The organism is Streptomyces sp. NPDC002573 (assembly GCF_042889625.1).
Classification (GTDB): domain Bacteria; phylum Actinomycetota; class Actinomycetes; order Streptomycetales; family Streptomycetaceae; genus Streptomyces; species Streptomyces gibsoniae.
On record NZ_JBIARC010000083.1, the window covers coordinates 1 to 24,250 of the forward strand.

Genomic DNA, 24,250 nt, shown 5'->3' on the forward strand with positions numbered 1-24,250 from the left:
GGTGGGGGGGGTGGCCTGTGCGTTGGCGGTGGGGGGGGGGGGGTGGGGCGCCTGGGCCGGGGGGCCCGGGGGGGGCCCCGCGCGGGCCCCCCCCCCCCGCCCGAACCGCGCATCACCGGCGCCGCCGCGGACCTCGCCGGTCTGCTCGCCGACTGGCACGAGGCCACCGGCGTCGGTTTCCACCTCCTGCCGACCTCGGCCCCAGCCGATCTGCCCGCCGTGGTCCAAGACCTCGTACCGGGCCTGCGCGAACGCGGCCTGTTCCGCGCCGACTACACCGGCCGCACCCTCCGCGACCACCTCGGCCTGCCCCACCCCGCGGGCTGATACGACGGACTTCCAGGAAGGCCCCACGTGTCCTCAACGCCTCCTTCTTCCTTGCACCTTGCCGTCGCCCTGGACGGCACCGGCTGGCATCCCGCCTCCTGGCGCGAGCCGGTGGCCCGCCCGCGCGACCTGTTCACTGCCGGATACTGGGCCGATCTGGTCGCCGAGGCCGAGCGCGGTCTGCTCGACTTCGTGACCATCGAGGACGGCCTCGGCCCGCAGTCCTCCCACTTCCTGGACCCGGACGAGCGCACCGACCAGGTCCGCGGCCGCCTCGACGCCGTCCTCATCGCCTCCCGCGTCGCACCGCTGACCCGGCACATAGGTCTGGTTCCGACGGTGGTCTCGACCCACACGGAGCCGTTCCACATCTCCAAGGCCATCGCCACCCTCGACTACGTCAGCGCCGGCCGCGCCGGCCTGCGGGTGCAGATCACCGCCCGCCCGAACGAGGCCGCGCACTTCGGCCGCCGCCCCGTCCCGCGCATCGAGGCCTACGACCACCCGGACACCCGGGAGCTGGTGGCCGACCTGTTCGACGAGGCCGCCGACTACGTGGAGGTGGTGCGCCGCCTCTGGGACAGCTGGGAGGACGACGCCGAGATCCGGGACGCCGCCACCGGCCGCTTCATCGACCGCGACAAGCTGCACTACATCGACTTCGAGGGCAGACACTTCAGCGTCAGGGGCCCCTCCATCACGCCCCGTCCACCGCAGGGCCAGCCGATCGTCAGCGCCCTCGCCCACCAGACCGTTCCGTACCGGCTGGTGGCCCGGCAGGCCGACATCGGCTACGTCACCCCGCACGACGCCGAGCAGGCCCGCGCGATCGTCGCCGAGATCCGCGACGAGCAGGAGACGGCCGGGCGGGCAGGCGAACCCCTGCATGTCTTCGGTGACGTGGTGGTCTTCCTGGACGACGACCAGGCTGCCGCGGAGGACCGGCGCGCACGCCTCGACGCCCTCGTGGGGGAGCCGTACACCAGCGACGCCCGGATCTTCACCGGTACGCCTGAACAACTCGCCGATCTGCTACAGGAGTTGCACACCGCCGGGCTGACCGGCTTCCGGCTGCGCCCCGCCGTCGCGGGCCATGACATCCCGGCGATCACCCGGGGGCTGGTCCCCGAACTGCAGCGCCGGGGCGCCTTCCGCCGCGCCTACGAGGCCGGCACTCTGCGCGGCCTGCTGGGCCTGGCCCGCCCCGCCAACCGCTATGCCGCCGCGACCGCCTGAGCCGGAGGGACGACCACGACCATGAGCAAGCCGCAGAAGCAGATCCATCTGGCCGCCCACTTCCCCGGCGTCAACAACACCACCGTGTGGAGCGCCCCGCGAGCCGGCAGCCACATCGAGTTCAGCTCCTTCGTGCACTTCGCACAGACCGCCGAACGCGCCAAGTTCGACTTCCTGTTCCTCGCCGAAGGGCTCAGGCTCCGCGAACAGGGCGGACAGATCTACGACCTGGACGTCGTCGGCCGGCCCGACACCTTCACCGTCCTGGCCGCACTCGCCGCCGTCACCGAGCACCTCGGCCTGACCGGCACCATCAACTCCACCTTCAACGAGCCCTACGAAGTCGCCCGCCAGTTCGCCAGCCTCGACCACCTCTCCGGCGGGCGCTCCGCCTGGAACGTCGTCACCTCCTGGGACGCCTTCACCGGCGAGAACTTCCGCCGCGGTGGCTTCCTGCCGCAGGAGGAGCGCTACTCCCGCGCCAAGGAGTTCCTGGCCACGGCGAACGAACTCTTCGACTCCTGGTCGGCGACGAGATCCTCGCCGACCAGGAGACCGGCACCTTCCTGCGGGACGCCAAGGCCGGCGCCTTCGTTCACACCGGGCAACACTTCGATATCCACGGACAGTTCAACGTGCCGCGCTCCCCGCAGGGCCGCCCGGTGATCTTCCAGGCCGGCGATTCCGAGGAGGGCCGCGAGTTCGCCGCCTCCGAAGCCGACGCGATCTTCAGCCGGCACGCCACCCTCGAAGCGGGCCAGGCCTTCTACACCGACGTCAAGAAGCGCCTCGCCAAGTACGGTCGCCGCCACGACCAGTTGCTGATCCTGCCCGCCGCCACCTTCACCCTCTCCGACACCGACGCTGAGGCGGAGGAGCTCGCCAAGGAGGTGCGCCGCCAGCAGGTCAGCGGCGCCACCGCCCTCAAGCACCTGGAGTTCGTCTGGAACCGGGACCTGTCCTCCTACGACCCGGACGGCCCCCTCCCCGACATCGACCCGGACGTCAGCGACCGGCACATCTCCCAGGGCCGCGCCCAGGTCCGCATGTACCGCGACCCGCTGGCCACCGCCCGCGAGTGGCGCGAGCTGGCCGCCGCGAACAACTGGTCGATCCGCGACCTGGTCATTGAGACAGGGAACCGGCAGAACTTCATCGGCTCGGCCGAGACGATCGCCCGCACCATCAACGAGTTCGTGCAGGCCGACGCAAGTGACGGCTTCATCCTCGTCCCGCACATCACCCCGACCGGCCTCGACGAGTTCGCCGACAAGGTCGTCCCGCTCCTGCAGGAACAGGGCGTGTTCCGTACGGAGTACGAGGGCCCGACCCTGCGCGACCACCTCGGCCTCGCCCTCCCCTACTCTCGGCTTCGCTCGAGCGGGGCAACCCCCATCGACGACATCCGCGACGAACGGGCAGCGTCGTGAAGTTCCTCGCCATCACCCTGATCGTGCACCGGCCGGATCCGATCACCGGGGTGCACAAGCCGACCCATGACCGCTTCCGTGAGGTCCTCGACAGTGCCCTGCTCGCCGAGGAACTCGGCTTCGACGGCTTCGGCGTGGGGGAGCGGCACGAGCGGCCTTTCATCTCCTCCTCGCCGGCCGTCGTCCTCAGCCACATCGCGGCACTGACCCGACGCATCCGGCTGTTCACCGCCGTGACCACGCTCAGCCTCCTGGACCCGGTGCGCGCCTACGAGGACTACGCCACCCTCGACCATCTCTCCGAGGGACGGTTGGAGCTGATCATCGGCAAGGGCAACGGCGCCGCCCAGCGCGAGCTGTTCCATGTCACTCCCGAGGACCAGTGGGACCGCAACGCCGAGAGCTATGAGGTGTTCCGTCAGATCTGGCGGCAGGACAAGGTGACCGCGGCGACCCGGTTCCGCCCGCCGCTGAAGGACGCCGAGGTGTGGCCGAGGCCCTACCAGCGGCCCGTCCGGGTCTGGCACGGCAGCGCCACCAGCAAGGAGTCGGTGGATCTGGCCGCCCGCTACGGCGACCCGCTGTTCTCGGCGAACGTCACCAACCCCATCGAGCCGTACACCGAGTTGATCAGGTACTATCGCGAGCGCTGGGAGTTCTACGGCCACGACCCGACCAAGATCGCGGTCGGTGCCGGCACGGCCGGGCTCCTCGTGACCCGCACCTCCCAGGAAGCGCTCAAGGTCTACCGGCCGATCTTCGAGTCGACGCTGGCGTTCCAGAAGCAGTTCGGCCTGCCGGTGGTCTTCGAGACCGTGGAGGACTTCGTCGAGCGCAGCTCCGCCCTGATCGGCAGCCCGCAGCAGATCATCGACAAGGTGCACCGCTACCACGAGCAGTTCGGGCACACCGTGCTCCACCTGCACGCCGACGCGAACGGGTTGACGGATGCCCAGCACCGCGCCTCGCTCCAGCTCTTCCAGTCCGATGTCGCCCCCGTACTGCGCCGCGACATCCCGGACCCGCCCTTCGTCTGGGGACCGGTCCTGCCCGTCACCGAGGAGGAACCCGCCCATGCCTGACATCCCCCTCGGCGTCCTCGACCTGGTGCCGATACCGTCCGGCTCGACGGCCGCCGACGCCCTGCGCAACTCCATCGACCTGGCACAGCAGACCGAGCGCTTCGGGTACGCCCGGTACTGGTTCGCCGAGCACCACCTCAACCCGGGCGTCGCGGGCACGTCCCCCGCGGTCGTCCTCGCGCTCACCGCCTCCGCCACCTCCACGATCCGGCTCGGCTCCGGCGCCGTACAGCTGGGCCACCGCACCGCGCTCAGCACGGTCGAGGAGTTCGGCCTGATCGACGCCCTGCATCCCGGCCGCTTCGACCTCGGCCTGGGCCGCTCGGGCGGCCGCCCGCCGGGACAACCGACCGCAGCCCCTGTGACCGTGACCCCGGTCGTGGACGGCCGGGCCCCGAACGGCCTGCTGATCCCGCCCCGCTTCTCCTTCGAACGCCTCCTCGGCTCACCCCGCATCGCCTTGCAGCGCAAGCTGCTTCTGCTGCCCGGTGCCGAGTCGCAGGACTACGCCGAGCAGATCGATGACATCCTCGCCCTGCTGGCCGGCACCTACCGGTCCCCGGAGGGCGTCGAGGCGCACGCCGTGCCGGGCGAGGGCGCCGACGTCGAGGTGTGGATCCTGGGCAGCAGCGGAGGCCAGAGCGCCGAGGTCGCGGGCGCGCGGGGGCTGCGGTTCGCCGCGAACTACCACGTCAGCCCCGCCACCGTGCTGGAGGCCGTGGACGGCTACCGCGCCTTCTTCCAGCCCTCCGACTTCCTCGACAAGCCCTACGTCAGCGTCTCGGCCGACGTGGTCGTGGCGGAGGACGAGGAGCAGGCCCGCGAGCTCGCCACCGGCTACGCGGCCTGGGTCCGCAGCATCCGCACCGCCGAGGGCGCCATCGAGTACCCGACGCCAAAGCAGGCTCGGGCCTTCGAGTGGAGTGACGAAAGCTGGGAACTGGTGCGGGACCGCGTGGACACGCAGTTCGTCGGCTCACCGCGACAGGTGGCCGACCGCCTGCTGCAGCTCCAAGAGGCCACCGACGCTGACGAGTTGCTCATCACGACCATCACCCACGACCACGCCGACCGGGTGAGGTCCTACGAGCTGCTCGCGCAGGAGTGGAGCCGGAGGTGAGCGGGAGGCCCGGCACGCGGCAGACCGCCGCCGGGCTCGTGCCCCTTCCCGCGTGTCCTTTCCCGGGGATCAGGCCGCCGCGGCGGCCTTGACGGCGTGGGAGACCTGCGCGCGCAGCTCGGCGAACTCGCGGGAGTTGCGCAGCTCCTCGGCGTCGACGTCGCCGCGCGGCAAGGTGATCGGCAGGTCCAGGGCCACGGTCCCCGGGCTCTTGGTCAGCACCACGATGCGGGAGCCGAGGAACACCGCATCGTCCGCCGAGTGCGTCACGAACACCGTGGTCCTGCCGGTCCGGACGGTCACGCGACGGACGTCCTCCTGGAGCCGCTCCCGGGTCAGCGCGTCCAGCGCCAACGCGACGACCGCCAGCACCGTTTGACGGTGTCTTTTCTTCGCCGGAGAGAGGAACGGCGGTCCGGGGAGCTGTGCTCCTGGCGTGTGACTTTCGGACGACTGACTCTGGGCCTGACTTGCTTGGTGCCAGCGTCTGGCGACTTCCTCTTCCTCGCCACCGCAGGCGCGGGCGAAGGCTCGCGCAACTGTGAGGGAGGGCAGTTCCTCGCCGGCGCTTGCGCGTGAGAGCGCAGATGGCGAGTAGTGGCTTACCGCGGACATGCGCCGATAGGTAGGTTTCCCCGCCTTCTCACGCAAGTCCCGAAGGTAGCGGGCGAAATCCTTGACCGCTCCCTCTCCGAGAATCTGCTGTTCAGGACGCCCCACCGGTGCCCCCAGGTTGTTGTTTTGATGAGGTCGCATCACGCAACAACGGATGATGGCCGATGACCAGGCTGCTTCGCTAGACAGAGATTGGCTCTCGGCACCGCCTGAACCGGCACATCGAGGTGTCGAGCGTTGTCTCTTGCCGACTTCCTGAAGGAGGAAGCGTGAACCTCAAGGCACTGGCCTCTGCCCTGTCAATCGTGGCGGCGAGTACGTTGCTGGGCTTTACCGGCACCGCGCAGGCCGCCACGCACGCCGATGCCCTGCGCATCCCCAGCCACATCAACACCGGCACTGCTCGAAGGGTGTCGGCGGTGACCAGTGCAGCCTCCGCATGCAGCTGGTACGACATCGCGGAGACCTCCAAGTCCAACATGTACCTCAACATGGATGTCTCCCTGTGGGGGATGTACGACTACAACGGCAACTACTGCGGGCGCGCCTCCGACCATATCTGCGCCACCCCCACCAACGGCAGCTACGCGTCGGCGGGGCTTTTGATCACCAACTGGTGGTACGCCGACGGCAACTACCAAAACACCGTCAACAACACGTTCTACCCGGCCTCCGGTCAGACGGTCTGCAGCTACAGCGGCGGATTTAGCGCCAGCTCCAACGGTGCAGCTGACGGCAAGTTCATCAAGGAGAACACCCCCGGCTACTCGCAGCTGGTGGGTCAGTTCGGCGTCTCCAGCCCCTTCTGATACGGGAGCAGCTACGCTGAGCCCCGAAATTTCGTGACGGCCTGTCGGGTCTCCGGCGGGCCGTTGCGGCTTTTCCAGCCCATGCCGAGCAAGGGCCGCAGCGTGGGGTCGCCGGTGCCGGTGGATCCGACGAGATAGCGCGGGCTGACGTGGTACTCGCACCACCGCGTCACGTCGCCTCCGTGAAGGGCCTCCGGCGCGCGGCGGCCGGGCGTCAGAAGCCGTCCGGCGAGTGGGTTTCGCTGATCACGGCGATACTCGAGACGAACTGCGCCAGGCTGGCATAGCGGTGGTTCTCGGCCCAGGCGATCCGCCGTCTGGTCTCCTCGTTGGGACTGGGACGGCCATGGGCGTGCGGTGCCCTGCACAACGACGAGGTCACGAAAGACTTCTCCTACGACCGGGCCGAGGCAGAAACGCTCCTGGCAATGACCGCCGCACTGCTGCGGAACGTGCCAGGGAAGCCCTCCAAGTAGCCGAAGACCTGCCCGGCCGTAGCACCGCCCGTACGATGATCGCATGACAGCCCGCCGCACCCTTGGCACTGGCCCCCAGGACGCTCACAGCATCCGCGCCGCCCAGGCCGATCTTCTCGATGAACTCCCCGGAGTCCGTCTCCCCGACGTTGACGAGCTGCGGGCCCGCGGAGTGCTCGGCGCCCACCTGGTGACGTCCCCGAGCCCGCGCCGCACTCTCGGAGCCGGCAGCCGCGCGGACGAGGACCTGTCCGGTTGACGTCGGTCAGCCCGAAGTGCTCGCGGCCGCCGGCCAGACACGGAGCCCGGCACCCCAAGGTGCCGGGCTGTTCGGGAGCTGGGTCAGATGACGCGGATGTTCTCCGCCTGGGGGCCCTTCTGGCCCTGCGTGACGTCGAACTCCACATGCTGGCCCTCCCGCAGTTCGCGGAAGCCCTGACTGACGATGTTGGAGTGGTGGGCGAAGACGTCCGGGCCGCCGCCCTCCTGCTCGATGAAGCCGAAGCCCTTGTCCGCCTTGAACCACTTCACAGTGCCCTTGGCCATCTCTGTCTCCTTCAAGAGGGTTCAGGCCCGCACTGTGCGGGCCCGGAGGTGATCGCCCTGGTCCGGAGGGGGCCGGACAGCAAAGCGCCCGCGGGTCACGTTGGCCCGCGGGTGAACGACTTCGAGACCACGACTGCTCCGCGGATCACGCTAATCCCTTTGCGAGTCACCGCCAAACGGCGGCATGGCGACACGAGTTCGGGCTCGTCACGTGAGGAGTGTGCTCGTCGGGTGGTTGCCGGTGTTCCCCGCGACCGTCTTGCGCATGCTGCGGCATGCCGTCACAAGCGGCTGATCCGGGCTCCAAGACCACAGCGAATCGACGGCGTCGTGGTCCTGTCTGCATGATGATCGTGTCCGAGCAGGGTGGCCGAACGGGCGGTCAGCGCGACCACACACGTCGCCTGGCGTGCCGTGACCGGGCATAGCCGTCCTACAGCTTGGTGATCTGGTCGTACGGGCTCAGGATCCGCATGCGCGTTGAGCCGAAGTCCACGAGCGCCGCGATTCCGTCCTCGATGCCGATTACCCGGCCGAGGCCGTACATGTCGTGTGTGAGCTGGTCGCCCACGGCGAAGTGCTTGGGGGCCGGCGTGGGCGGGGCCTTGAAGGGGCTGGTAGGCAGATGACGCTTCGGTGCGGCAGGCTTCTTCATCGCCCCCAGTATGCATGTGTGACCTGGGCTGATGGTTGCCTCTCCGGGGCGGGAGCAGCTGATCGCCGGACTTCCTCCTGCAGCGGGAGCTGAGCAGGCGGGCCGGCGGACGGGCGTACCCTTCGTGTCTACGGCGTCACATGGCGGGCGCCGAACACTGGAGGCAATTCACTCGTGCTGATTGCTCAGCGTCCCTCGTTGACCGAAGAGGTCGTCGGCGGGTCCCGTTCCCGGTTCGTGATCGAGCCGCTGGAGCCGGGCTTCGGCTACACCCTCGGCAACTCCCTGCGCCGTACCCTCTTGTCGTCGATCCCCGGCGCTGCTGTCACCAGCATCCGCATCGACGGTGTCCTGCACGAGTTCACCGCCGTGCCGGGCGTCAAGGAGGACGTCACCGACCTGATCCTCAACATCAAGCAGCTGGTCGTCTCCTCGGAGCACGACGAGCCGGTCGTGATGTACCTGCGCAAGCAGGGCCCGGGTCTGGTGACCGCCGCCGACATCGCGCCCCCGGCCGGTGTCGAGGTGCACAATCCCGGCCTGGTCCTCGCCTCGCTCAACGGCAAGGGCAGGCTGGAGATGGAACTGACCGTCGAGCGCGGTCGCGGCTATGTCTCCGCCGTGCAGAACAAGCGGGTGGGCCAGGAGATCGGGCGCATTCCGGTCGACTCGATCTACTCGCCGGTTCTGAAGGTCACCTACAAGGTCGAGGCGACCCGTGTCGAGCAGCGCACCGACTTCGACAAGCTGATCGTCGACGTCGAGACCAAGCAGGCCATGCGTCCGCGTGACGCCATGGCGTCGGCCGGCAAGACCCTGGTCGAGCTGTTCGGTCTGGCGCGTGAGCTGAACGTCGAGGCCGAGGGCATCGACATGGGTCCGTCCCCGGTGGACGCCGCCTTCGCCGCCGATATGGCGCTGCCGATCGAGGAGCTGGAGCTGACGGTCCGCTCCTACAACTGCCTCAAGCGTGAAGGCGTCAACTTGGTGGGTGAGCTTCTGGAGCGCTCCGAGGCCGACCTGCTGGACATCCGCAACTTCGGCACGAAGTCCATCGACGAGGTCAAGGCGAAGCTGGCCGACCTGGGCCTGGCCCTCAGGGACAGCCCACCCACATTCGACCCGACCGCCGCCGCCGACGCCTTCGGCGCGGACTACAACGCGAACACGGGCTTGGTGGAAACCGAGCAGTACTGAAGGTACTGTCAGGTTCCCTGATGAGCCGAGGTGGCCAGCGTCAGACTCCCTGCGGTCGCAATGAGACGGTCTCGGCGACCAGGACGGACAGGTCCGCACCGCCGTGGTCGAGGACGGCGGCGGTTATCGTCATGGCGTAGCCGTCCGCGGACCCGGCCGGGGCGAAGTCGGTCCCTATCTGCACGACTTCGGACGGGCCGCACCGGTCCTGGACGTAGTCGACGTGGGTGTACGTGCCGCCCGTGCGCACCAGCATGTTCACCGTGCCGTCCAGCTGCTGGCTGCAGGCGACGCACTGGCCGTTGGCCAGGGACACCTCGGTGGCGCGGGCGAGGCCCCCTCGGGACCGAGCAGGGCGCGGACCTCGGGGCTCATGTGCAGGTCAGTGGGGTCTGCTCCTGATCGTCGCTCGTCGCGGACGGCGGCGGCGTGCTCCTGGCGAGCGTGGCGGACGTCCTGGTCCCACCGGGCGTCGGCGGCCGGTACGGGGCCGCGGCCGGTGCCGTGCGCCCGGTCGTGCCGCAGGAGGCGGCGGGCGGTGTCCTCGGCGTCCTGCTCGCTGGGCACCGCGTTCTCAACCTCGGCGACGGGGTTCGGGACCAACGAGGACTCGTACGACCCGGCCTGCTGACGAACGCAAGAACCGGGCCCCGGCATGCTTCCGGCCCCTCACATCTGTCGGATGTGAGGGGCCGGGAATTTCAGTAGCGGGGACAGGATTTGAACCTGCGACCTCTGGGTTATGAGCCCAGCGAGCTACCGAGCTGCTCCACCCCGCGTCGATATGACGATCCTACGTCATGCGCACACCCGTGAGTGACGCCTTTCCGGGTCAGGAACCCATCGTCCTGGTCGCGTCGGCGCGCGGGGGTTGTTCAACGTGGTGGTGCGGTGGTGATGCGGACCCATTGGTGCGCGGCGTTGGCGGCGGCCTGCTGCCGGGTGGACTGACGGGGACCAGCCGAGGAACGGGTCATGCCGGCGGCCCAGCCCTGCCAGCCGGAGCGGCGGCCCGCGCGGTAGCAGGGCTCGACGTGCCCGATCACGGTGCTGTCCGCGGCCACCACGTCGTAGACGCGGTCTTCGGGGTCTTTCAGGACGAGCCGGGCTCCGCGTGTGGTGGCCATCGCTTGTGCCTGTGTCAGAGGGCGCCGACGGTGTGGCCGGGGCGCGGCTGCCGGTCCGGCGTCGCCGCGGACCCGTGGCCGGGTGGGAGCGGTCGTTGTGGGCGCGACACGCAGCGCGGGTGAGGCGGGTGTCGGTTGCCGGGACTGCATGGCGGCGCACACGGCGTCGACCAGTTCGCCGTAGTCGTGCCGGAGTTCGGCCAGGAACGTGTCGGCGAGGGTGCCCGTCTCGGCGGCGTCCGCCGCACGGTCCGCTGCCGCGGCCAGGGCTGCTCCGGTCGCGCGGATACGCGCTGCGGGACTGGCATCGGCGCTGATGACTGCCGGCACCGCGGGTGCGGGGGAGGTGGCGGCGCGGCGGAGGGCGGTCACCTCGGCCCTGCGGCGTCGGCGGTGGGCAGCCTGGCGGCAGGCGTCGGAGCAGGTGCGGCGGGCCCGCGCCCGGCCCTGGGTCAGCTCCGTCCCGCAGATCTCGCACTGCGCCATGAGGCACCCCGCTCTCTGAGTTCGTTACGTAACGATTCTATCGGGTGGGGCCGGCCGGGCTGTCGGCAGGCCGCTCTTGGACGTGGTGTGCCGGACGGCGAGGATTCTGGCCGCTGGTGCCCGCGTGGTCACCCGGCCATCCACTCCCGTCGGATCGCCCGGGCCGGCTCCCGCACGCCGAGCCCGGCACGGACCGAAGGTAGCCAGCGCGATGGCCTCCTTCACGCCCCCCGTGACCGGCACGCCGGACACGTTCAGGTAGGACGCGGCAACCGTCGCCCCGAACAGCTCGTTGCGGGACTCCAGCGCGGGCACACAGACGAGCAGTTCCATGAGGGCGTCCGGCACCGCGACCGGGCGCAGCCGCTCAGATGGTCCCGCGCAACTTGGCCAGTGCCTCGTTGAGCAGGATCTCGCCGTCCTCCTGGCTGCGGCGCTGCCGGACGTAGGCCATGTGCCTCGTGTAGGAGGCGTTGCCTGGGGCGGCCGGCGCGTGGTCGGGGTCGGGGTCGGGGTCGGCGAGCAGACCGCACCTGGGGCAGTCCCACGTCTTTGGGATTACTGCCTCGACCGCGAAGCTGAGCTGGGTGCGGTGGCCGTTGCCGCACCAGAACGAGACCGTTGCGCGGGGGGCGAGGTCGCCGCGCAACGGCTCCCCCATCGGCCCCGACCCGATCCGGGCACCCCTGAGGCCAGAACGTCCCTGCGCCACAATGCTCTCCTCGGCCGCGATGTCCACGCCTCGGATGTGCATGGGGAAGGCCAGCGTACTCCCGCAGTGTAGAAGGGCATGTTGTATGCCAGGCAGAGACGGCCCGCGAAGGCTGCGGTCAGGCGGGGGAGGAGCTGGCTGAAGGGGCATAACGCAGCCATGCGGCACAAACTCTGCTACGGAAAAAGCAGCATGGGACGCGGAGGTGCACATGCCCGCCATGCAAGCTCAGGCCCGGTTCTCGTATTGCTACGGCAGACGGTCGTGTAGCAGAGAGTGACGCCCCATCAGGGCCTGCCGCAGTAAATGCTTCGAGCCGGTGGGGCGCCGTGGCCACCCGCTTGGTCAGGATGCGGGACAGGAACCGCCGTCAAGGGCGCCCTACGGGCGTCGCCATGCGATGGGGCTTCGCCCCACCCTTGACCGCGGTCCCTGTCCCGGAGGTGGCTGGCTATCGGGTGGCCCCGGCGCTCTGGAGTACGGCGCGTTGTGCACGTTCGCGTGTACGGGGTGGTGCACTCGCAAGTGAACGCCGACACCGGTCACCCCGGTGACCGCCACCGTGGCGTGGTTCTCCTCAGACATGGGCATGGGATTCCCTCCATCCGGGGCCGCTGTGGATCGCAGAACCCCTACTTCTGATTACTTGCCTAGAAGGCCACGTCCAGCGCGGCGAACAAGGTGGTGCTGCCGTGGGTCCGCCGTTCGGACACGCCCGGGATCATCAACAGCGCCGTAGCCCAGCGGTCCAGCGCCTGGATCTGCGACTTCTCGTCGGCTTCTCGTCGACGCACAGGAGCAGCGCCTTCTCCGGCGGGTCGAGGCGGAGACCGACGATGCCACGAACCTGGTCGATGAGCTGTGGGTCGTTGGACGGACGGCTAGAAGGTGCCCACCTGGTGCGGCTTGAGTCCGAACGTCCTTCGGATCCGCCCAGGGTGGACTTCGACCAGCCGCTCTCCGCCGCCACGGACGCTCGTGACCAGTGCGTGGCGTCCTTCGGAGTGCGCTCCAAGGTGGCCACGACGACTGCCTCCGCCGCCGCGTCGGAGATTTTGCGCGGAATACCCGGGCCAGGCTCGTCCGCCGGGCGTCCGGGCGCGACTCCAGGAAACGGCGGCTCCGCTTGCCCACCGACCGCGGCCTGCTGCGGAGTTCGGCGGCCACTCACCGGTTTCGGCTTTCCCTCCGCGCAGCCCCGTACGGTCCGGTACCGCTGAGCCGGCGCCTGAGCCGAGGCCGCCCGCCGCGGCCAGACGCACCCGTGTCTCGCGCTCATCGTCGGTCAACGTCGCCTCGGCCGGCGGCCGACCGTGCGCGTCGTGCGGGCAAGGCCACACATATGATGACTCTTAGAGCAGCCCTGACCGACTGACGAAGTCGGCTCCGGCCCACGTCGAAGAACGCGAGCCGGAGCCAAGCCGGACACGGGAAGGTGATGGTGGTCAGTCCGCGGACCGCACGGTGGGTGTGGCGAGGGCGACCGGGCCGGTGGCGGCACCGGTCTTGCAGGAGTCGTGGCAGTTCTTCTCCAGGCTGCAGCACAGTGAGCAGATCGCCCCGGAGTGGAAGGTGCAGTTGGCCACGTCGGGCCGTTCGAAGTCGGTCGTGCACACGGTGCAGGTCAGCGTGGCCGCGGAGGGCAGGCCGTCCGTCCCGAGCAGCGGCTCCTCGAGGTCGTCGACGCGGGCGATGTAGTACCTGCCCTTCGTGAGCACGGCGAACAGCGGTGAGAGGACCATCGCGAGGAACAGGGCGATGAAAGGGGAGTACGCCTTGCCGTATTCGCCGAAGGCCTCGAAGTACGCGGCGATGGAGACGGCGGAGGCGATGAGCATCGAGCCGAAGCCGACGGGGTTGAAGTTGTACAGGTGGGCGCGCTTGAACTCGATGTACGACGGGCTCAGTTTCAGCGGCTTGTTGATGACCAGATCGGCGACGACCGCGCCGATCCAGGCGATGGCCACGTTGGAGTAGAAGCCGAGGACGGTGTTGAGGAAGCCGAAGACTCCGCCCTCCATCAGGGCCAGCGCGATGCCGACGTTGAGGAAGATGTAGACGACCCGGCCCGGGTGCCGGTGCGTGAGGCGGGAGAAGAAGTTCGACCAGGACAGCGAACCGGAGTACGCGTTCGTCGAGTTGATCTTTATCTGGGAGAGGATCACGAAGAACGTCGCCAGTCCCAGGGCGACGGGCGCCGCGAAGGTCTTCAAGCCGTGCACGTACTGCTGGATGGGCTCGTTGGCCTTGGACAGGCCCACACTGCCGGCGATGTAGAAGGCCAGGAACGCCCCGCCGATCTGCTTCGCCGCGCCGAGAACCACCCAGCCGGGACCGGCGGAGAGGACGGCGCCCCACCACTTCCCCGCGTTCTCGGGGGTCTTGTCGGGCATGAAGCGCAGGTAGTCGACCTGCTCACCGATCTGCGCGATCAGTGACAGGGCCACGCCGGCGCCCGCGCCGACGCCGAGCATGCTGATGCTGGAGCCGGTGGGGGAGTTGCCCGCGAAGTGGGTGAACTGCGAGAACTTGTCCGGCTCCTGGATGGCGATGGAGACGAACGGCGCGACCATCAGCACCAGCCAGACCGGCTGCGTCCACACCTGCATCTTCGACAGGGCGGTCATGCCGTAGATCACCAGCGGCAGGATGATCAGCGAGCAGATCAGATAGCCGACGGCCAGGGGGATATGCAGGCCCAGCTCGAGGGCCTGCGCCATGATCGAGCCTTCGAGGGCGAAGAAGATGAACGTGAAGCTGGCGTAGATGACCGACGTGAGGGTCGAGCCGAGATAGCCAAAACCCGCGCCCCGGGTCAGCAGGTCCATGTCGATGGAGTACTTCGCCGAGTAGTACGAGATCGGGATGCCGGTCAGGAAGATGACCACCGCCGCGGCGAGAATGGCCACCATGGCGCTGGAGAAGCCGTTGGAGATGGCGATCGAGCCGCCGATGGCGAAGTCGGCGAGGTAGGCGATGCCACCGAGCGCCGTCGTGGCCACCACGTAGGGAGTCCAGCGGCGGAAGGACTTCGGCGCGTAGCGCAGCGAGTAGTCCTCCAACGTGTCGTTCTGCGCCCAGTTGTTGTACGTCCGTCCGCCTGTACTCGCCGGCGGTGCTTCCTTGTCGACGATCTCCGTCACGACTTTCCCTCTTCCCAGCACTGGGGACGACCCGGGCGACCCCGGGTGATTGCACGGAAGAGTCGCGCCGCACTGTTTCTTGAACGTTTCGCTTCCTTTAAGGGAAAGGTCTTTAACGGGCCTTTATTCGACGCGCGTAGATAGCGCGCGACCAGGAGCGCGCCGCGTGGGCGGGGCGCCGTCGATGGGAGACTGTGGCGAGTGAAGGGCTCGATTGAATACAGATGCCTCGCCTCCGCCAGATGCTTCCCGTAGAAAGTATTTCTGTGGCAGGTAATGTCAATCAACGGCCAGGGAGCCGGGTCAGAGTTGGGTGACGACGTGGAAGTCGAAGGCATCCGCCCGTGCCAGGTACAGCCGTTGGGTGAGATGGTTGCCGCGCAGCCGCAGTGCGCCGCGCGGGCCCTCGTAGGAGACCGTTTCGCCCACCGCGCACATCGTCTTCACGTCCAGCGACCGCGCCCGCTCGGCCAACGCCGCCAGCAGGCGCACTCCTTCGAAACACGACTCGCCCAGACTACCCACGACGGGTGCCTCCACACCGAACCGCGCCGCGTAACGCGCGCTGAAGTCCAGGCTCTCGGCGGTCGCGAGCGTCTCGAAGAAACCGGCCGTCGCCCACAGCCCGTCGGTGGCCTCCGCTCCGGTGGCCAGCAGGATGTTCTCGTCCATGTGGGTGCTCAGCCGCAGGCACCGCTGATGCAGACCGTACCCGGCGAACGCCCGGTTGAAGTGAGCTGCGTCGTCCCCGACCAGCAGCATCAGTACGGCGTCCGCCTCGCACCGCTCGACCCGGCGCAGCACGGGCCCGAAGTCGCGTGTTCCCAGGGGCACGAAGACTTCGTTGCGCACCAGGCCGCCACAGGTCCGGGCGTATCGCCGTGCGGCACGGGCGGTCACGCGCGGCCACACATAGTCGTTGCCCACCGTGCACCAGCGTCGCGCTCCGGTCGCCTCGGCCAGCAGCCGCATCGCGGGCAGCAGTTGAGCGGCGTCGGTCTCGCCCGTCAGGAAAACCCCGGGTGTGCGCTCGCCGCCCTCGTACTGGGCTGTGTAGACGTACGGCACGCGGCCCGCGATCCGCGGCAGCAGCGCCTGGCGCACCGCCGAGGTGTGCCAGCCCACCACCCCGTCAACGGCGCCCAGCGACACCAAGGCCTCGACTTCGGCCGCCACCTGCTCCGGCGACGCCCCGCCGTCCACCGTGACCAGGTGGACCTCCTGGTCCAACACGCCGTCCGCGGCGTTCAGTTCCTCCGCGGCCAATTGCGCGGCCAGCTCGCACGACGGACCGAAGACCCCCGCCGGTCCCTGCAGCGGCACGACCAAGGCCACGACCAGCGTCGTGCTCGAATCGTCATTCCCTCTCGGCGGCACCGGATGCACAGACCACCTCCGTGAAGGCACTGGGCGCGCGGATCCCGGTCCGGGCCCCGGCACCCTCGCGGAGGCTCGTAATCTGCCCGGACACTAGACCTACGGAAGGACACCGGCAATGCCGTCGGAACCCTCCTCGCCGGACCTTGCCCACCTCCTCAGTCACGCCGAGCGATGCCTCGGCCGGCGCTTGGCCGCGATGCTGGCCGAGGAGGGCTGCTCGGTGGATGAGTGGCGCGTCCTGTCGGCCGTCGCCGACGGGCAGGGCCACCCGATGTCCGAAATCGCCGACCACGCCCTCATGCCGGTGCCCACTTTGACCAAGCTCGTCGACCGCATGGTCGCCGGCAACCTGGTCTACCGTCGGCCCGACCCCGACGACCGCCGCCGCGTCCTGCTTTACCTCACCGCCCGCGGCCGCATCCTCCACCAGCGCGCCGCCCACCGCGTCCGCTCCGACCAGACCCGGCTGCTCGACGCCATCGGTGACCAGGGAGAACTCGCCCGGCTCCTGCCTCTGCTCGCGGCGACGGTCGACGGGTTGCCTGCGGTGGCGCCCAGCAGACCGCAGAGTTGATCTTTTCGATCAATGGCCGCGGCCTCGCCCGTGTGCGGCGAAGGTGGGCCTGCGCTTCAGCGTCTTGGCGGTCGCGCGAGGGAGTGGGGCGACCAGGTTGGCGTGACGGTCAGCGGAGGTGGTGAAGCCCTGCGCACACGCGCTCAAAGAGGGAGCGCGGCCAGAGCGCGGGCGGGATGACAGGGGCCGAGGAAGACGACGATGCCCGTGCCCTCGGGTGAGGGGTGCGTGACCTGTGTCCAGCCCTGCCGGCGGTAGAAGGCGACGGCGCGCGGCGAGCGGACGGACGTGAGCAGCCAGGAGCGGCCTTCGGGGGCGTCCTCGGTGACCGCTTCGAGCAGTTCGGCGGCCAGGCCCGTGCCGTGGGCGGCCGGACGGACGGCGAGTTCGTCGATCTCGCGGGCGCCGCCCTCAGGGGGCGGCATCGCTGTCCGGATCGCTCACCCACGGCAATGCGGCCTTACTTCGCCCACAAGTAGGCCGTGCGGGCTGCGGCCTCTCCAACCGGCCGGGTACGCGCGGTTTCAGCCTTGACTGGCAATCGGGTTCATCGTCTTGCAGCATCTGGTATCTGCGAACCTGGCGGATTCGATTGGGGCCCACGCCTGCCGAGGTGCGCAGCCCGTAGGCCAGCACGCGCAGCTGAAGGAGTTCGGTCACGCCGCGGGCGTCGCGCCGCCAGAACCGAAGGGCGCCGGTGAGGTCGAGCAGTGCCCGGTCAGGTTCGATGATCTGCACGCGCGGAGTGAAGGCGTGTAGCAGATGTCGCAGCCGCTCCAACAGTTCGTGATCAGGCTCCGGCGGCAGGTCGAAGCGCAGGTGCAGAATGTGGCGGGATGCGTTCATGGTGATCACCCGGCGCTTCCTTGGTTCTCCACATGCCTCAGCCTGGATCCACCGCGCGAATTGTGATCTTCGGTATCCGGCGGGTTCGAGGTGATCTTTCGGGGTGCGGGCAGCACGATGGGCCGGGTGGCCGTCCGGTGCGGGGTCTCCGAGGTTCTTCCAGGTCGTGGGCGGTCAGGTCGGTTGCGTGGTTCAGGTGAGCATGCGCTGTCCGGTGGCTGTCCATAGGTCGGTGAAGTCGTCGGCCCAGCGCCAGCGTTCGGGCAGGTGGAGGGTGAGGCGGCGGGCTCCGGTGGCGATCCGGGCGGGGACGTTGATCAGGTGGCGGCGGATGGTGCCGGTCCTCGCCTTGGCGTGGAAGGCGGAGGCGAGGTGGCCGCTCGCGCGGGTGAGGTTGTAGGCGGTGGCTGCCAGGGTCAGCCAGGCGGCGTTCGCGGTGAACTTCCCCGAGGGCAGATGGCCGAGTGCGGAATCCTCCAGGTCGGCGAAGACCTGTTCGACCACGGCGTGTTCGCGGTGCATCGGCTCGGCCTGGGCGAGGAGGAAGGGGCTGTCGGTGAAGATGACGTGGTGGCGCCAGACGCCGAACAGCTCGGCCTGTCCCTCGGGCACGCTCTTGGGGTTGAGCCGTTTCACCCGGCGCACGATCAGTCGGGCGGTGGTGTGGAACGCCTTCTTCTTGCTGGTGAACGCGGTGAAGGGGATCTCGGCGATCTCGGCGTCAGAGATCCAGCGTTCCTCCTCGGCGTCCCAGACGGCGGCGGCGTACTTGATCGGCGTCCAGGCATCCTCGGGGATCGTGGTGATCGCCTCACGGATCTTCTTTTTGACCGCGACCGCGAGGGAGAAGGCCGCGCCGGCCTTGCGGCAGACATCGACGACCCTGTGGGAGAAGTACGCCGAATCCGCCCGGACTACGACCTGTGCGGTGATACCCATCGCCCGCACCGCGGCCAGCGCCTCGCGCAGCAGGCTCGCCGCGCGCTTGCCGGAGCCCGCCGATCCCTTGCGCAGCCTGGTGGCCACGATGACGGGCGCGCAGGTGGAGGTCTTCACGGTGACGATCTGGAAGTGCAGACCGCGCTGTTTGGTGTAGCCGAACGAGGCGCCCTGCTTGGCCTGCCCGTAGACCTGCTTGACCTTGGAGTCGATGTCCACGAACACCACCTCGTCCCGCTTGGGGACCATGCCGGTGTGCGCGGCCAGGCGGCAGGTGAACGCCCGTGCGGCGGACTCCAGTTGGCGCACATGCCCCCAGGTGAAGGCGCGCAGGAAACTGCCCAGCGTGGACGGCGCCCGCACCCCGCCGAACAGGCGCGGCAGCCCGCCGTGGCGCAGTACGTCCAGGTCGTCGATGCTGTCCGCCCCGGCGACCATGCCACCCACGATCGACATGGCTTTCGCGTCGGCGGCCGTACCGGCCCCGTTCTTCGCAGCGGTCAGGTGGACCTTCTCGGCCACCAGTCGGGGCAGACCGCACCGCTCGGCCAGCCGGATCGTCGGGACCAGCCCGGCGTGCGCAATCAGGTCCGGGTCGTCGAACGCGGCGAAGAGCTCCGCGGGTCTGTGGGAGACTTTCACTTACGAGTCGAGGAGGCGCGTTGCCTGCGCCGTGGTGACAGCGCGAAAATCGGCTCGGGTGCCGCTCGCGATGGACGCCGAGGTTCCTTGGTCAGGTGAGCCCGTTTACGAGTCTGGTGCTGGGACCGTACCGCGGGGCAGTGACATGTTGCTTCGAGCACGCCGGCCAGATTCGGCATCCCCCTACGGCCCCCGGGCGGCCCCCGCCCACAAGCGCCCCGGACGGGGCGGCGGACGCGGGAGGGAGCACGGCGATGGGCGATCAGATCGAGGTGTCGGAGCTGGACCCCGGTGGTGAACTGGTGGCGCGGGTCGCCGCCTTGGACATCGCCAAGGCCTCGGCGATGGTGTGCACCCGGGTGCCCGGCAGCGGGGCGCGGAAGCGGCAGGAGGTCCGCAAGACCGGCGCGACGACCGGAGCGATCCTGGAGCTGGCCGACCACCTGGTGTGTCAGGGCATCGAGTTGGTGGTGATGGAGTCAACCTCGGACTACTGGCGCCCGTTCTATTACCTGCTCGAGGACCGCGGCCTCACCTGCTGGCTGGTCAACGCCCGCGATGTCAGGAACGTCCCAGGACGCCCGAAGACGGACAAGCTGGACGCGGTATGGCTGGCCAAGCTGGCCGAGCGCGGCATGCTGCGGCGCTCCTTCGTCCCGCCCGCACCGGTGCGCCGACTGCGTGACCTCACCCGCGCCCGCGCGGTGCTGACCGCAGACCGCACCGCCTTCAAAGACCGTGTGGAGAAGGTCCTCGAAGACGCGCAGATCAAGCTGTCCATCGTGGCGTCCGACATCTTCGGCGTCTCAGGGCGGGCGATGCTCCAGGCACTGATTGCCGGGGAACGCAGCCCGCGTGGCCTGGCCGATCTGGCCCGCGGGCGCCTGCAGGCCAAGCGCGAGGACCTGATGGACGCGCTGCGGGGACGCTTCGATGCCCACCACGGCTACCTGATCGGCCTGTACTTGGAGGACATCGACCGCCTTGACGCCCAGATCGCGGACCTGAGCAAGCACATCGAGGCGGCCATCACCGAACTGGACCTCACCCGAGCAGCCGGGCCCGATCCCGCCGGCAGTAAGCGCCTGCCGCTGCTGGAACGCCTGACCGAGATCCCCGGCGTCGGGGCCATCACCGCGCAGAACATCCTGGCCGAGACCGGCTTCGACATGAGCGTCTTCCCCACCCCCGCACACCTCGCCTCCTGGGCCAAGCTCACGCCGCGCACCGTGCAGTCCGGGGCGAAGAACACCGCCACCGGCACCGGCACCGGCAACCCCTGGCTGCGGCGCGCCCTCGGGAACGCCGCCGTCACCGCCGGCAAGAGCCGCAGCTTCCTGGGCGCCCGCTACCGGCGCCTGGTCAAACGCAAGCCCAAAAAGAAGGCCCAGCTCGCACTGGCCCGCAACATCATCGAGATCGTCTGGCAGCTGATCGCCGACCCAGACGCCCGCTACCACGACCTCGGCACCGACTGGTACGAGAAACGCACCGACCCCGACCGCCGCACCCGCGAACTCGTACGCCAACTCGAACGCCTCGGCAACACCGTCACCCTCACCCCCACCCTCGCCTGAACGCACCAGGCAATCGGATCTCGTCGTCGCCAGCACCGTGAGCACGGAGCAGACCCCGACCTGCCCTCAACTATCTTGATTTTCCGGCCAGGTGCCTTGTTGGTCGGGCCTGATGGTTGTGTAGGAACTCCCATCATCCCAGCTCAGCGGGCACCTCTCTGCGTCAGCCCCTCCCGCGGCCCGTCACCGATCGGCGGATCCAGGCTGACTGTGAATCTGCGGTGTAGGTTCCGTGGGCTGCGCGTGAGCCTTATTACGTTGGTTTACTTCTGACGTCGTTTTAGGATCACAGCCGACCATTAATTTTTGCTTTACGTCTGTGTGCACGGGGGGGGCTGCAGATGTTATTCCGTCATGCCGTCACCCGTGCCTGGAAAGGAATCCGGGTGACTCCTCGCATCCGCAGGATGCTCCCGCTCGCGGGGGTTGCTGCCGTCCTGGCGCTGGCGGGCACGCCGATGCTCGCTTCTGCGGACCCGCAGCCGCCGTCGGGAGGTGACACGCCGCCGTCCGCGGTGGAGGACTTCGCCTACCCGAACGCGGATCAGATTCAGCATGACAAGGGCATCAGGCTGATCAAGGGGGACGGGCACATCACCCTTGCCGCGTGTGATGAATCGGCTCAGCAGATCAGGGTCCTCACGGTGCAGGGCCAGGGCGGGAACCCGCAGGGGGCCTACTGCTTCAAGGCCGTTGCCAAGACCGGTTATCTCACGTTGGAGCTCCCGCACGTCATCGCGTTGGAGACCGCTGATCATCCGATCAGCGCGGATCTGAAGCCGCAGGGGGACCCGTCGGCGCCGGTCAAGACGGTGAGCGTGGCCAAGAACGGCTATCAGAGCGTCGGTGAGGGGACCGCCGGGGGTGCGTCCACTGTTCTGGTGGAACTGCGCGTCACGGGCTGACCGACCGACCTGTCCTTCTTCTCACTGATCGCACATGAAACGGGGAACGTTCATGTCTGGCTTTCGTCCGCGCGTCGCGCGGACTTCGGGTCTGATCGCCGCTACGTCGCTGGCTGTCGCCGCCTTGTCGGGCACGCCCGCGGCCGCGGTATCGGGCCCGCAGGCTTTTGACGCGGTGTCCACCGCCACCGCACGGCTCGACATCGGTGGGCACCGCGGCTGCTCGGCCACCCTGGTGGCTCCGCAGTGGCTGCTGACGGCCGCGAGCTGCTTCACCGACACCCCCGGCGCCACCCTCGCCCCCGGCGCGCCGAAGCTGAAGACGACCGCCACGGTGGGCGGCACCGCTCAGCCGGTGGTGAACCTCGCGCCGCGTGCGGACCGGGACGTGGTGATGGCTCAGCTGGCCAAGCCGGTCAGCGGTATCACCCCGATCCCGGTGGCGGGCACGGCGCCCGGTGTGGGGGACGAGGTGCAGGCAGCGGGCTTTGGGCGCACAAAGGACGAGTGGGTGCCCGACCAGGTGCACGCCGCCGCTTTCACCACCCAGAATGTCGGTGCCACCACGGTCGGTCTGGCCGGGAAGTCGGACGGCGCGGCGATCTGCAAGGGCGATACCGGCGGTCCGGTGCTGAGCACCGCCGCCGGTCACGCGGCTGTCGTCGGTGTCAGCAGCCGGTCTTGGCAGGGCGGTTGTCTGGGCACCGATGCGTCCGAGACCCGCACCGGCGCCGTGGCGGCCCGAGTCGACGATCTGGCGGGCTGGGTGCAGCAGGTGGCCTACAGCACGACCTTCGCCAGCGCGCCGTGGAAGGGCGCCGTGCAGATGTCCGCGGGCTATTACACCGGCGGCTCGGCGGGCGGCAGCCGGCACATGGACTTGATCGTGCTGTGGGACGACGGGGAGGTCACCCTCTACCAGGGCGGTGACAGCGACGACGCCGCCCACCCGTTCGCCGCCGAGTACCAGCTGGCGCCACGTAAGAGCATCTGGACGCATGCCGTCTCGATCACCGGTGTCAATGCCACCGGCGGTGGCACCGACGGGCTCGTCGTGCGCTGGAACGACGGCGAGATGACCCAGTACACCACCGTGGACGCCAAGGGGTTCCACGGCGAGAAGCAGCTCGCCCCGCGGAACACTCCCGCCTGGCAGAACGACGCGCGTCTGATGACCGGCGGCCGCTTCACACCGGGCGGCCACCGCGACGACCTGCTGGCCGTCTGGAAGGACGGCCACGTCTCCGTCTTCGCTGATCTGGCGGCCAACGGGCTGAGCAAGCAGACCCAGATCGTCGCCAAGAACACCACCACCTGGCCCTACGCCGAGAACCTCACCGCCGGATCCTTCACCGGCAACGCCACCGACGACCTGCTGGTGCGCTGGGTCGACGGCGAGACCACCCTCTACCCCGGCCTGACCGGCAAGGAACTGCCCGGGGAGATCGGAATCCGCCCGAGGAACTCGGAGTGGAAGGACGCCGCCCTGGTCACCGCCGGCGCGTTCACCGCCAACACGGCCGCGAACGACATCATCGTCCGCTGGAACGACGGGCACGTCAGCCTCTTCACCGGCATCGACGCCAAGGGCCTGCACGACGAAGTCCGCCTCGCACCGGCCAACTGACGTTCCACACACCGTTCGAGGGACGGATCCGCGGAACACCGGCGGGCCGCCCCTCGGGCCCGGCCGCGCACGGGCCTGTGATCAGTGCAGGTACGTGTGCGAGCCGGTGCCACAACCCCCCATAAAACATGAGACGAATCGAGTCCGCAGTGAGACATCCGCGACGCCCGCGGCGCATGGCGGCAGGGGCCCAGCACGCGGTCCGCGCGCTGTGTCTGGGCCTGCTGCCCAGCGCGCTGGTACTGGGCCTGCTGGCACCCTCCCCGGCCAGAGCCGACGCAACCCCACCGACGGAGAGTGGAATCGGTGGTGCGCTTCCGGACACCGACCGCGCCAAGGTGGTGCGGTTGTGGGAGACCGGCGGGCCCGGCGTGCGCGCCGCCGCCGAAGCCGCGCTGGTCGGCAGTGACGACGACGTCAGGAACTTCCTGGCTCAGGCCTCCGACATCCAGTTCCAGGACGAGCGTGTGGCTACCGCTCAGGTCGCCAGTGTCGGCGGGACCTACCTGCAGCAGGCCGCCCGCACCGCCCTGGACAGCAACTCACCCGACCAGCTGCAGGCGTTCTTGAAGGACGGCTGGAAGGCGCCGCTGGAGCAGGACCAGCGCATCCGGGTCGCGCAGATCATCGACGTCAGCGGCCCGCTGGTGAAAAAGGGCTCTCCTGCCGTATGTGTGGGTCATGCTGGGGCGGGTTGGCGTCCAGGGAGCTGGGGGCGGGGGCCGGCGAGGGTGAGCATGACGAGGGCGATGACGGCGTCGGCGGAGTGGAAGCCGAAGCCTCTGCGGATGATCAGACG

The 24,250-nt window shown here is 69.1% G+C and carries 24 protein-coding genes, 1 tRNA gene and 4 pseudogenes; 13 read left to right on the forward strand and 16 right to left on the reverse strand.

The genetic code is table 11. The annotated features are described in order from the left end of the window. Window positions 1-42: 42 nt before the first annotated feature. The 5 genes and pseudogenes from ACFYX0_RS40380 (at window position 43) to ACFYX0_RS40400 (ending at window position 5,195) form a co-directional block, all read left to right on the forward strand. Complete coding sequence (locus tag ACFYX0_RS40380; protein WP_388978932.1) at window positions 43-327, forward strand: hypothetical protein; 285 nt, start codon at window positions 43-45, stop codon at window positions 325-327. A 27-nt stretch (window positions 328-354) separates the two neighbouring features. Next, window positions 355-1,563, forward strand: a complete 1,209-nt coding sequence (locus tag ACFYX0_RS40385; protein ID WP_388978935.1) for an LLM class flavin-dependent oxidoreductase — start codon at window positions 355-357, stop codon at window positions 1,561-1,563. Between the two features lie 21 nt (window positions 1,564-1,584). Further along, window positions 1,585-2,993 (forward strand): annotated as a pseudogene (locus tag ACFYX0_RS40390) (NtaA/DmoA family FMN-dependent monooxygenase). Then, the gene (locus ACFYX0_RS40395; protein WP_388978938.1) at window positions 2,990-4,075 is read left to right on the forward strand and encodes an LLM class flavin-dependent oxidoreductase; all 1,086 of its coding nucleotides are present in this window, start codon (window positions 2,990-2,992) and stop codon (window positions 4,073-4,075) included. Before ACFYX0_RS40390 ends, ACFYX0_RS40395 begins: the two are co-directional and overlap by 4 nt. Further along, on the forward strand, window positions 4,068-5,195 hold the full coding sequence (locus tag ACFYX0_RS40400; RefSeq protein ID WP_388978941.1) for an LLM class flavin-dependent oxidoreductase: 1,128 nt from the start codon (window positions 4,068-4,070) through the stop codon (window positions 5,193-5,195). The genes ACFYX0_RS40395 and ACFYX0_RS40400 overlap by 8 nt, the downstream gene beginning before the upstream one ends. 69 nt (window positions 5,196-5,264) lie before the next feature. Here the strand turns inward: ACFYX0_RS40400 and ACFYX0_RS40405 are convergent. Beyond that, window positions 5,265-5,546: pseudogene (locus tag ACFYX0_RS40405) on the reverse strand (ABC transporter ATP-binding protein); the annotation flags it as partial. Window positions 5,547-5,696: 150 nt separating this feature from the next. Then, window positions 5,697-5,951 (reverse strand): annotated as a pseudogene (locus ACFYX0_RS40410) (helix-turn-helix domain-containing protein); the annotation flags it as partial. 164 nt (window positions 5,952-6,115) lie between these two features. Between ACFYX0_RS40410 and ACFYX0_RS40415 the strand changes: the two are divergent. After that, on the forward strand, window positions 6,116-6,619 hold the full coding sequence (locus ACFYX0_RS40415; protein ID WP_388978943.1) for a hypothetical protein: 504 nt from the start codon (window positions 6,116-6,118) through the stop codon (window positions 6,617-6,619). 214 nt (window positions 6,620-6,833) lie between these two features. On the opposite strand, the gene ACFYX0_RS40420 is transcribed toward ACFYX0_RS40415, so the two are convergent. Continuing rightward, the gene (locus ACFYX0_RS40420) at window positions 6,834-7,001 is read right to left on the reverse strand and encodes a hypothetical protein (RefSeq protein WP_388978946.1); all 168 of its coding nucleotides are present in this window, start codon (window positions 6,999-7,001) and stop codon (window positions 6,834-6,836) included. Window positions 7,002-7,138: 137 nt separating this feature from the next. Between ACFYX0_RS40420 and ACFYX0_RS40425 the strand changes: the two genes are divergently transcribed. Beyond that, complete coding sequence (locus ACFYX0_RS40425; protein WP_388978949.1) at window positions 7,139-7,354, forward strand: hypothetical protein; 216 nt, start codon at window positions 7,139-7,141, stop codon at window positions 7,352-7,354. An 83-nt stretch (window positions 7,355-7,437) separates the two neighbouring features. Here the strand turns inward: ACFYX0_RS40425 and ACFYX0_RS40430 are convergent, their stop codons facing one another. After that, window positions 7,438-7,641, reverse strand: coding sequence for a cold-shock protein (locus ACFYX0_RS40430; RefSeq protein ID WP_388978951.1), 204 nt, complete (start codon window positions 7,639-7,641; stop codon window positions 7,438-7,440). 433 nt (window positions 7,642-8,074) lie between these two features. After that, window positions 8,075-8,296 (reverse strand): hypothetical protein, encoded by a 222-nt coding sequence (locus ACFYX0_RS40435; RefSeq protein WP_388978954.1) that lies wholly within the window; start codon window positions 8,294-8,296, stop codon window positions 8,075-8,077. A gap of 174 nt (window positions 8,297-8,470) precedes the next feature. On the opposite strand from ACFYX0_RS40435, the gene ACFYX0_RS40440 reads away from it, so the two are divergent. Next, window positions 8,471-9,493, forward strand: a complete 1,023-nt coding sequence (locus tag ACFYX0_RS40440; RefSeq protein ID WP_388978956.1) for a DNA-directed RNA polymerase subunit alpha — start codon at window positions 8,471-8,473, stop codon at window positions 9,491-9,493. A gap of 40 nt (window positions 9,494-9,533) precedes the next feature. Here ACFYX0_RS40440 and ACFYX0_RS40445 read toward each other — a convergent pair whose 3' ends face one another. From ACFYX0_RS40445 to ACFYX0_RS40480, 8 genes are all read right to left on the reverse strand, one after another. Further along, window positions 9,534-9,749, reverse strand: coding sequence for a hypothetical protein (locus ACFYX0_RS40445; protein ID WP_388978958.1), 216 nt, complete (start codon window positions 9,747-9,749; stop codon window positions 9,534-9,536). Window positions 9,750-9,751: 2 nt separating this feature from the next. Continuing rightward, window positions 9,752-10,096, reverse strand: coding sequence for a hypothetical protein (locus tag ACFYX0_RS40450; protein ID WP_388978961.1), 345 nt, complete (start codon window positions 10,094-10,096; stop codon window positions 9,752-9,754). A gap of 102 nt (window positions 10,097-10,198) precedes the next feature. Continuing rightward, a tRNA-Met gene (locus ACFYX0_RS40455) sits at window positions 10,199-10,272 on the reverse strand. Between the two features lie 96 nt (window positions 10,273-10,368). After that, window positions 10,369-11,106 (reverse strand): hypothetical protein, encoded by a 738-nt coding sequence (locus ACFYX0_RS40460; protein ID WP_388978963.1) that lies wholly within the window; start codon window positions 11,104-11,106, stop codon window positions 10,369-10,371. 367 nt (window positions 11,107-11,473) lie between these two features. After that, window positions 11,474-11,860: an RNA polymerase-binding protein RbpA gene (locus tag ACFYX0_RS40465; protein ID WP_388978964.1), complete on the reverse strand. Its 387-nt coding sequence runs from the start codon at window positions 11,858-11,860 to the stop codon at window positions 11,474-11,476. A gap of 608 nt (window positions 11,861-12,468) precedes the next feature. Then, complete coding sequence (locus ACFYX0_RS40470; RefSeq protein ID WP_388978967.1) at window positions 12,469-12,612, reverse strand: hypothetical protein; 144 nt, start codon at window positions 12,610-12,612, stop codon at window positions 12,469-12,471. Window positions 12,613-13,263: 651 nt separating this feature from the next. Next, on the reverse strand, window positions 13,264-14,961 hold the full coding sequence (locus ACFYX0_RS40475) for a purine-cytosine permease family protein (protein ID WP_388978970.1): 1,698 nt from the start codon (window positions 14,959-14,961) through the stop codon (window positions 13,264-13,266). Between the two features lie 303 nt (window positions 14,962-15,264). After that, window positions 15,265-16,347 (reverse strand): substrate-binding domain-containing protein, encoded by a 1,083-nt coding sequence (locus ACFYX0_RS40480; protein ID WP_388978973.1) that lies wholly within the window; start codon window positions 16,345-16,347, stop codon window positions 15,265-15,267. Window positions 16,348-16,456: 109 nt separating this feature from the next. On the opposite strand from ACFYX0_RS40480, the gene ACFYX0_RS40485 reads away from it, so the two are divergent. Beyond that, a complete protein-coding gene (locus tag ACFYX0_RS40485) occupies window positions 16,457-16,915 on the forward strand; it encodes a MarR family winged helix-turn-helix transcriptional regulator (RefSeq protein ID WP_388978976.1) in 459 nt (152 codons plus the stop codon). 143 nt (window positions 16,916-17,058) lie between these two features. Here ACFYX0_RS40485 and ACFYX0_RS40490 read toward each other — a convergent pair. The 3 genes and pseudogenes from ACFYX0_RS40490 to ACFYX0_RS40500 all read right to left on the reverse strand — a co-directional run. After that, a pseudogene (locus ACFYX0_RS40490) lies at window positions 17,059-17,322 on the reverse strand (GNAT family N-acetyltransferase); the annotation flags it as partial. Window positions 17,323-17,326: 4 nt separating this feature from the next. After that, on the reverse strand, window positions 17,327-17,770 hold the full coding sequence (locus tag ACFYX0_RS40495) for a hypothetical protein (RefSeq protein WP_388978979.1): 444 nt from the start codon (window positions 17,768-17,770) through the stop codon (window positions 17,327-17,329). A 183-nt stretch (window positions 17,771-17,953) separates the two neighbouring features. Next, window positions 17,954-19,342, reverse strand: a complete 1,389-nt coding sequence (locus ACFYX0_RS40500) for an IS1380 family transposase (RefSeq protein ID WP_388978981.1) — start codon at window positions 19,340-19,342, stop codon at window positions 17,954-17,956. A 254-nt stretch (window positions 19,343-19,596) separates the two neighbouring features. Here ACFYX0_RS40500 and ACFYX0_RS40505 point away from each other — a divergent pair, with 254 nt between their 5' ends. From ACFYX0_RS40505 to ACFYX0_RS40520, 4 genes are all read left to right on the forward strand, one after another. Continuing rightward, a complete protein-coding gene (locus ACFYX0_RS40505; RefSeq protein ID WP_388978984.1) occupies window positions 19,597-20,919 on the forward strand; it encodes an IS110 family transposase in 1,323 nt (440 codons plus the stop codon). A 407-nt stretch (window positions 20,920-21,326) separates the two neighbouring features. Then, window positions 21,327-21,824 (forward strand): hypothetical protein, encoded by a 498-nt coding sequence (locus ACFYX0_RS40510; RefSeq protein WP_388978987.1) that lies wholly within the window; start codon window positions 21,327-21,329, stop codon window positions 21,822-21,824. A 52-nt stretch (window positions 21,825-21,876) separates the two neighbouring features. Next, window positions 21,877-23,451, forward strand: a complete 1,575-nt coding sequence (locus ACFYX0_RS40515) for a trypsin-like serine protease (protein WP_388978990.1) — start codon at window positions 21,877-21,879, stop codon at window positions 23,449-23,451. 176 nt (window positions 23,452-23,627) lie between these two features. Next, window positions 23,628-24,250 (forward strand): ALF repeat-containing protein (locus ACFYX0_RS40520; RefSeq protein WP_388978992.1); only part of this gene is annotated, 623 nt, incomplete at its 3' end.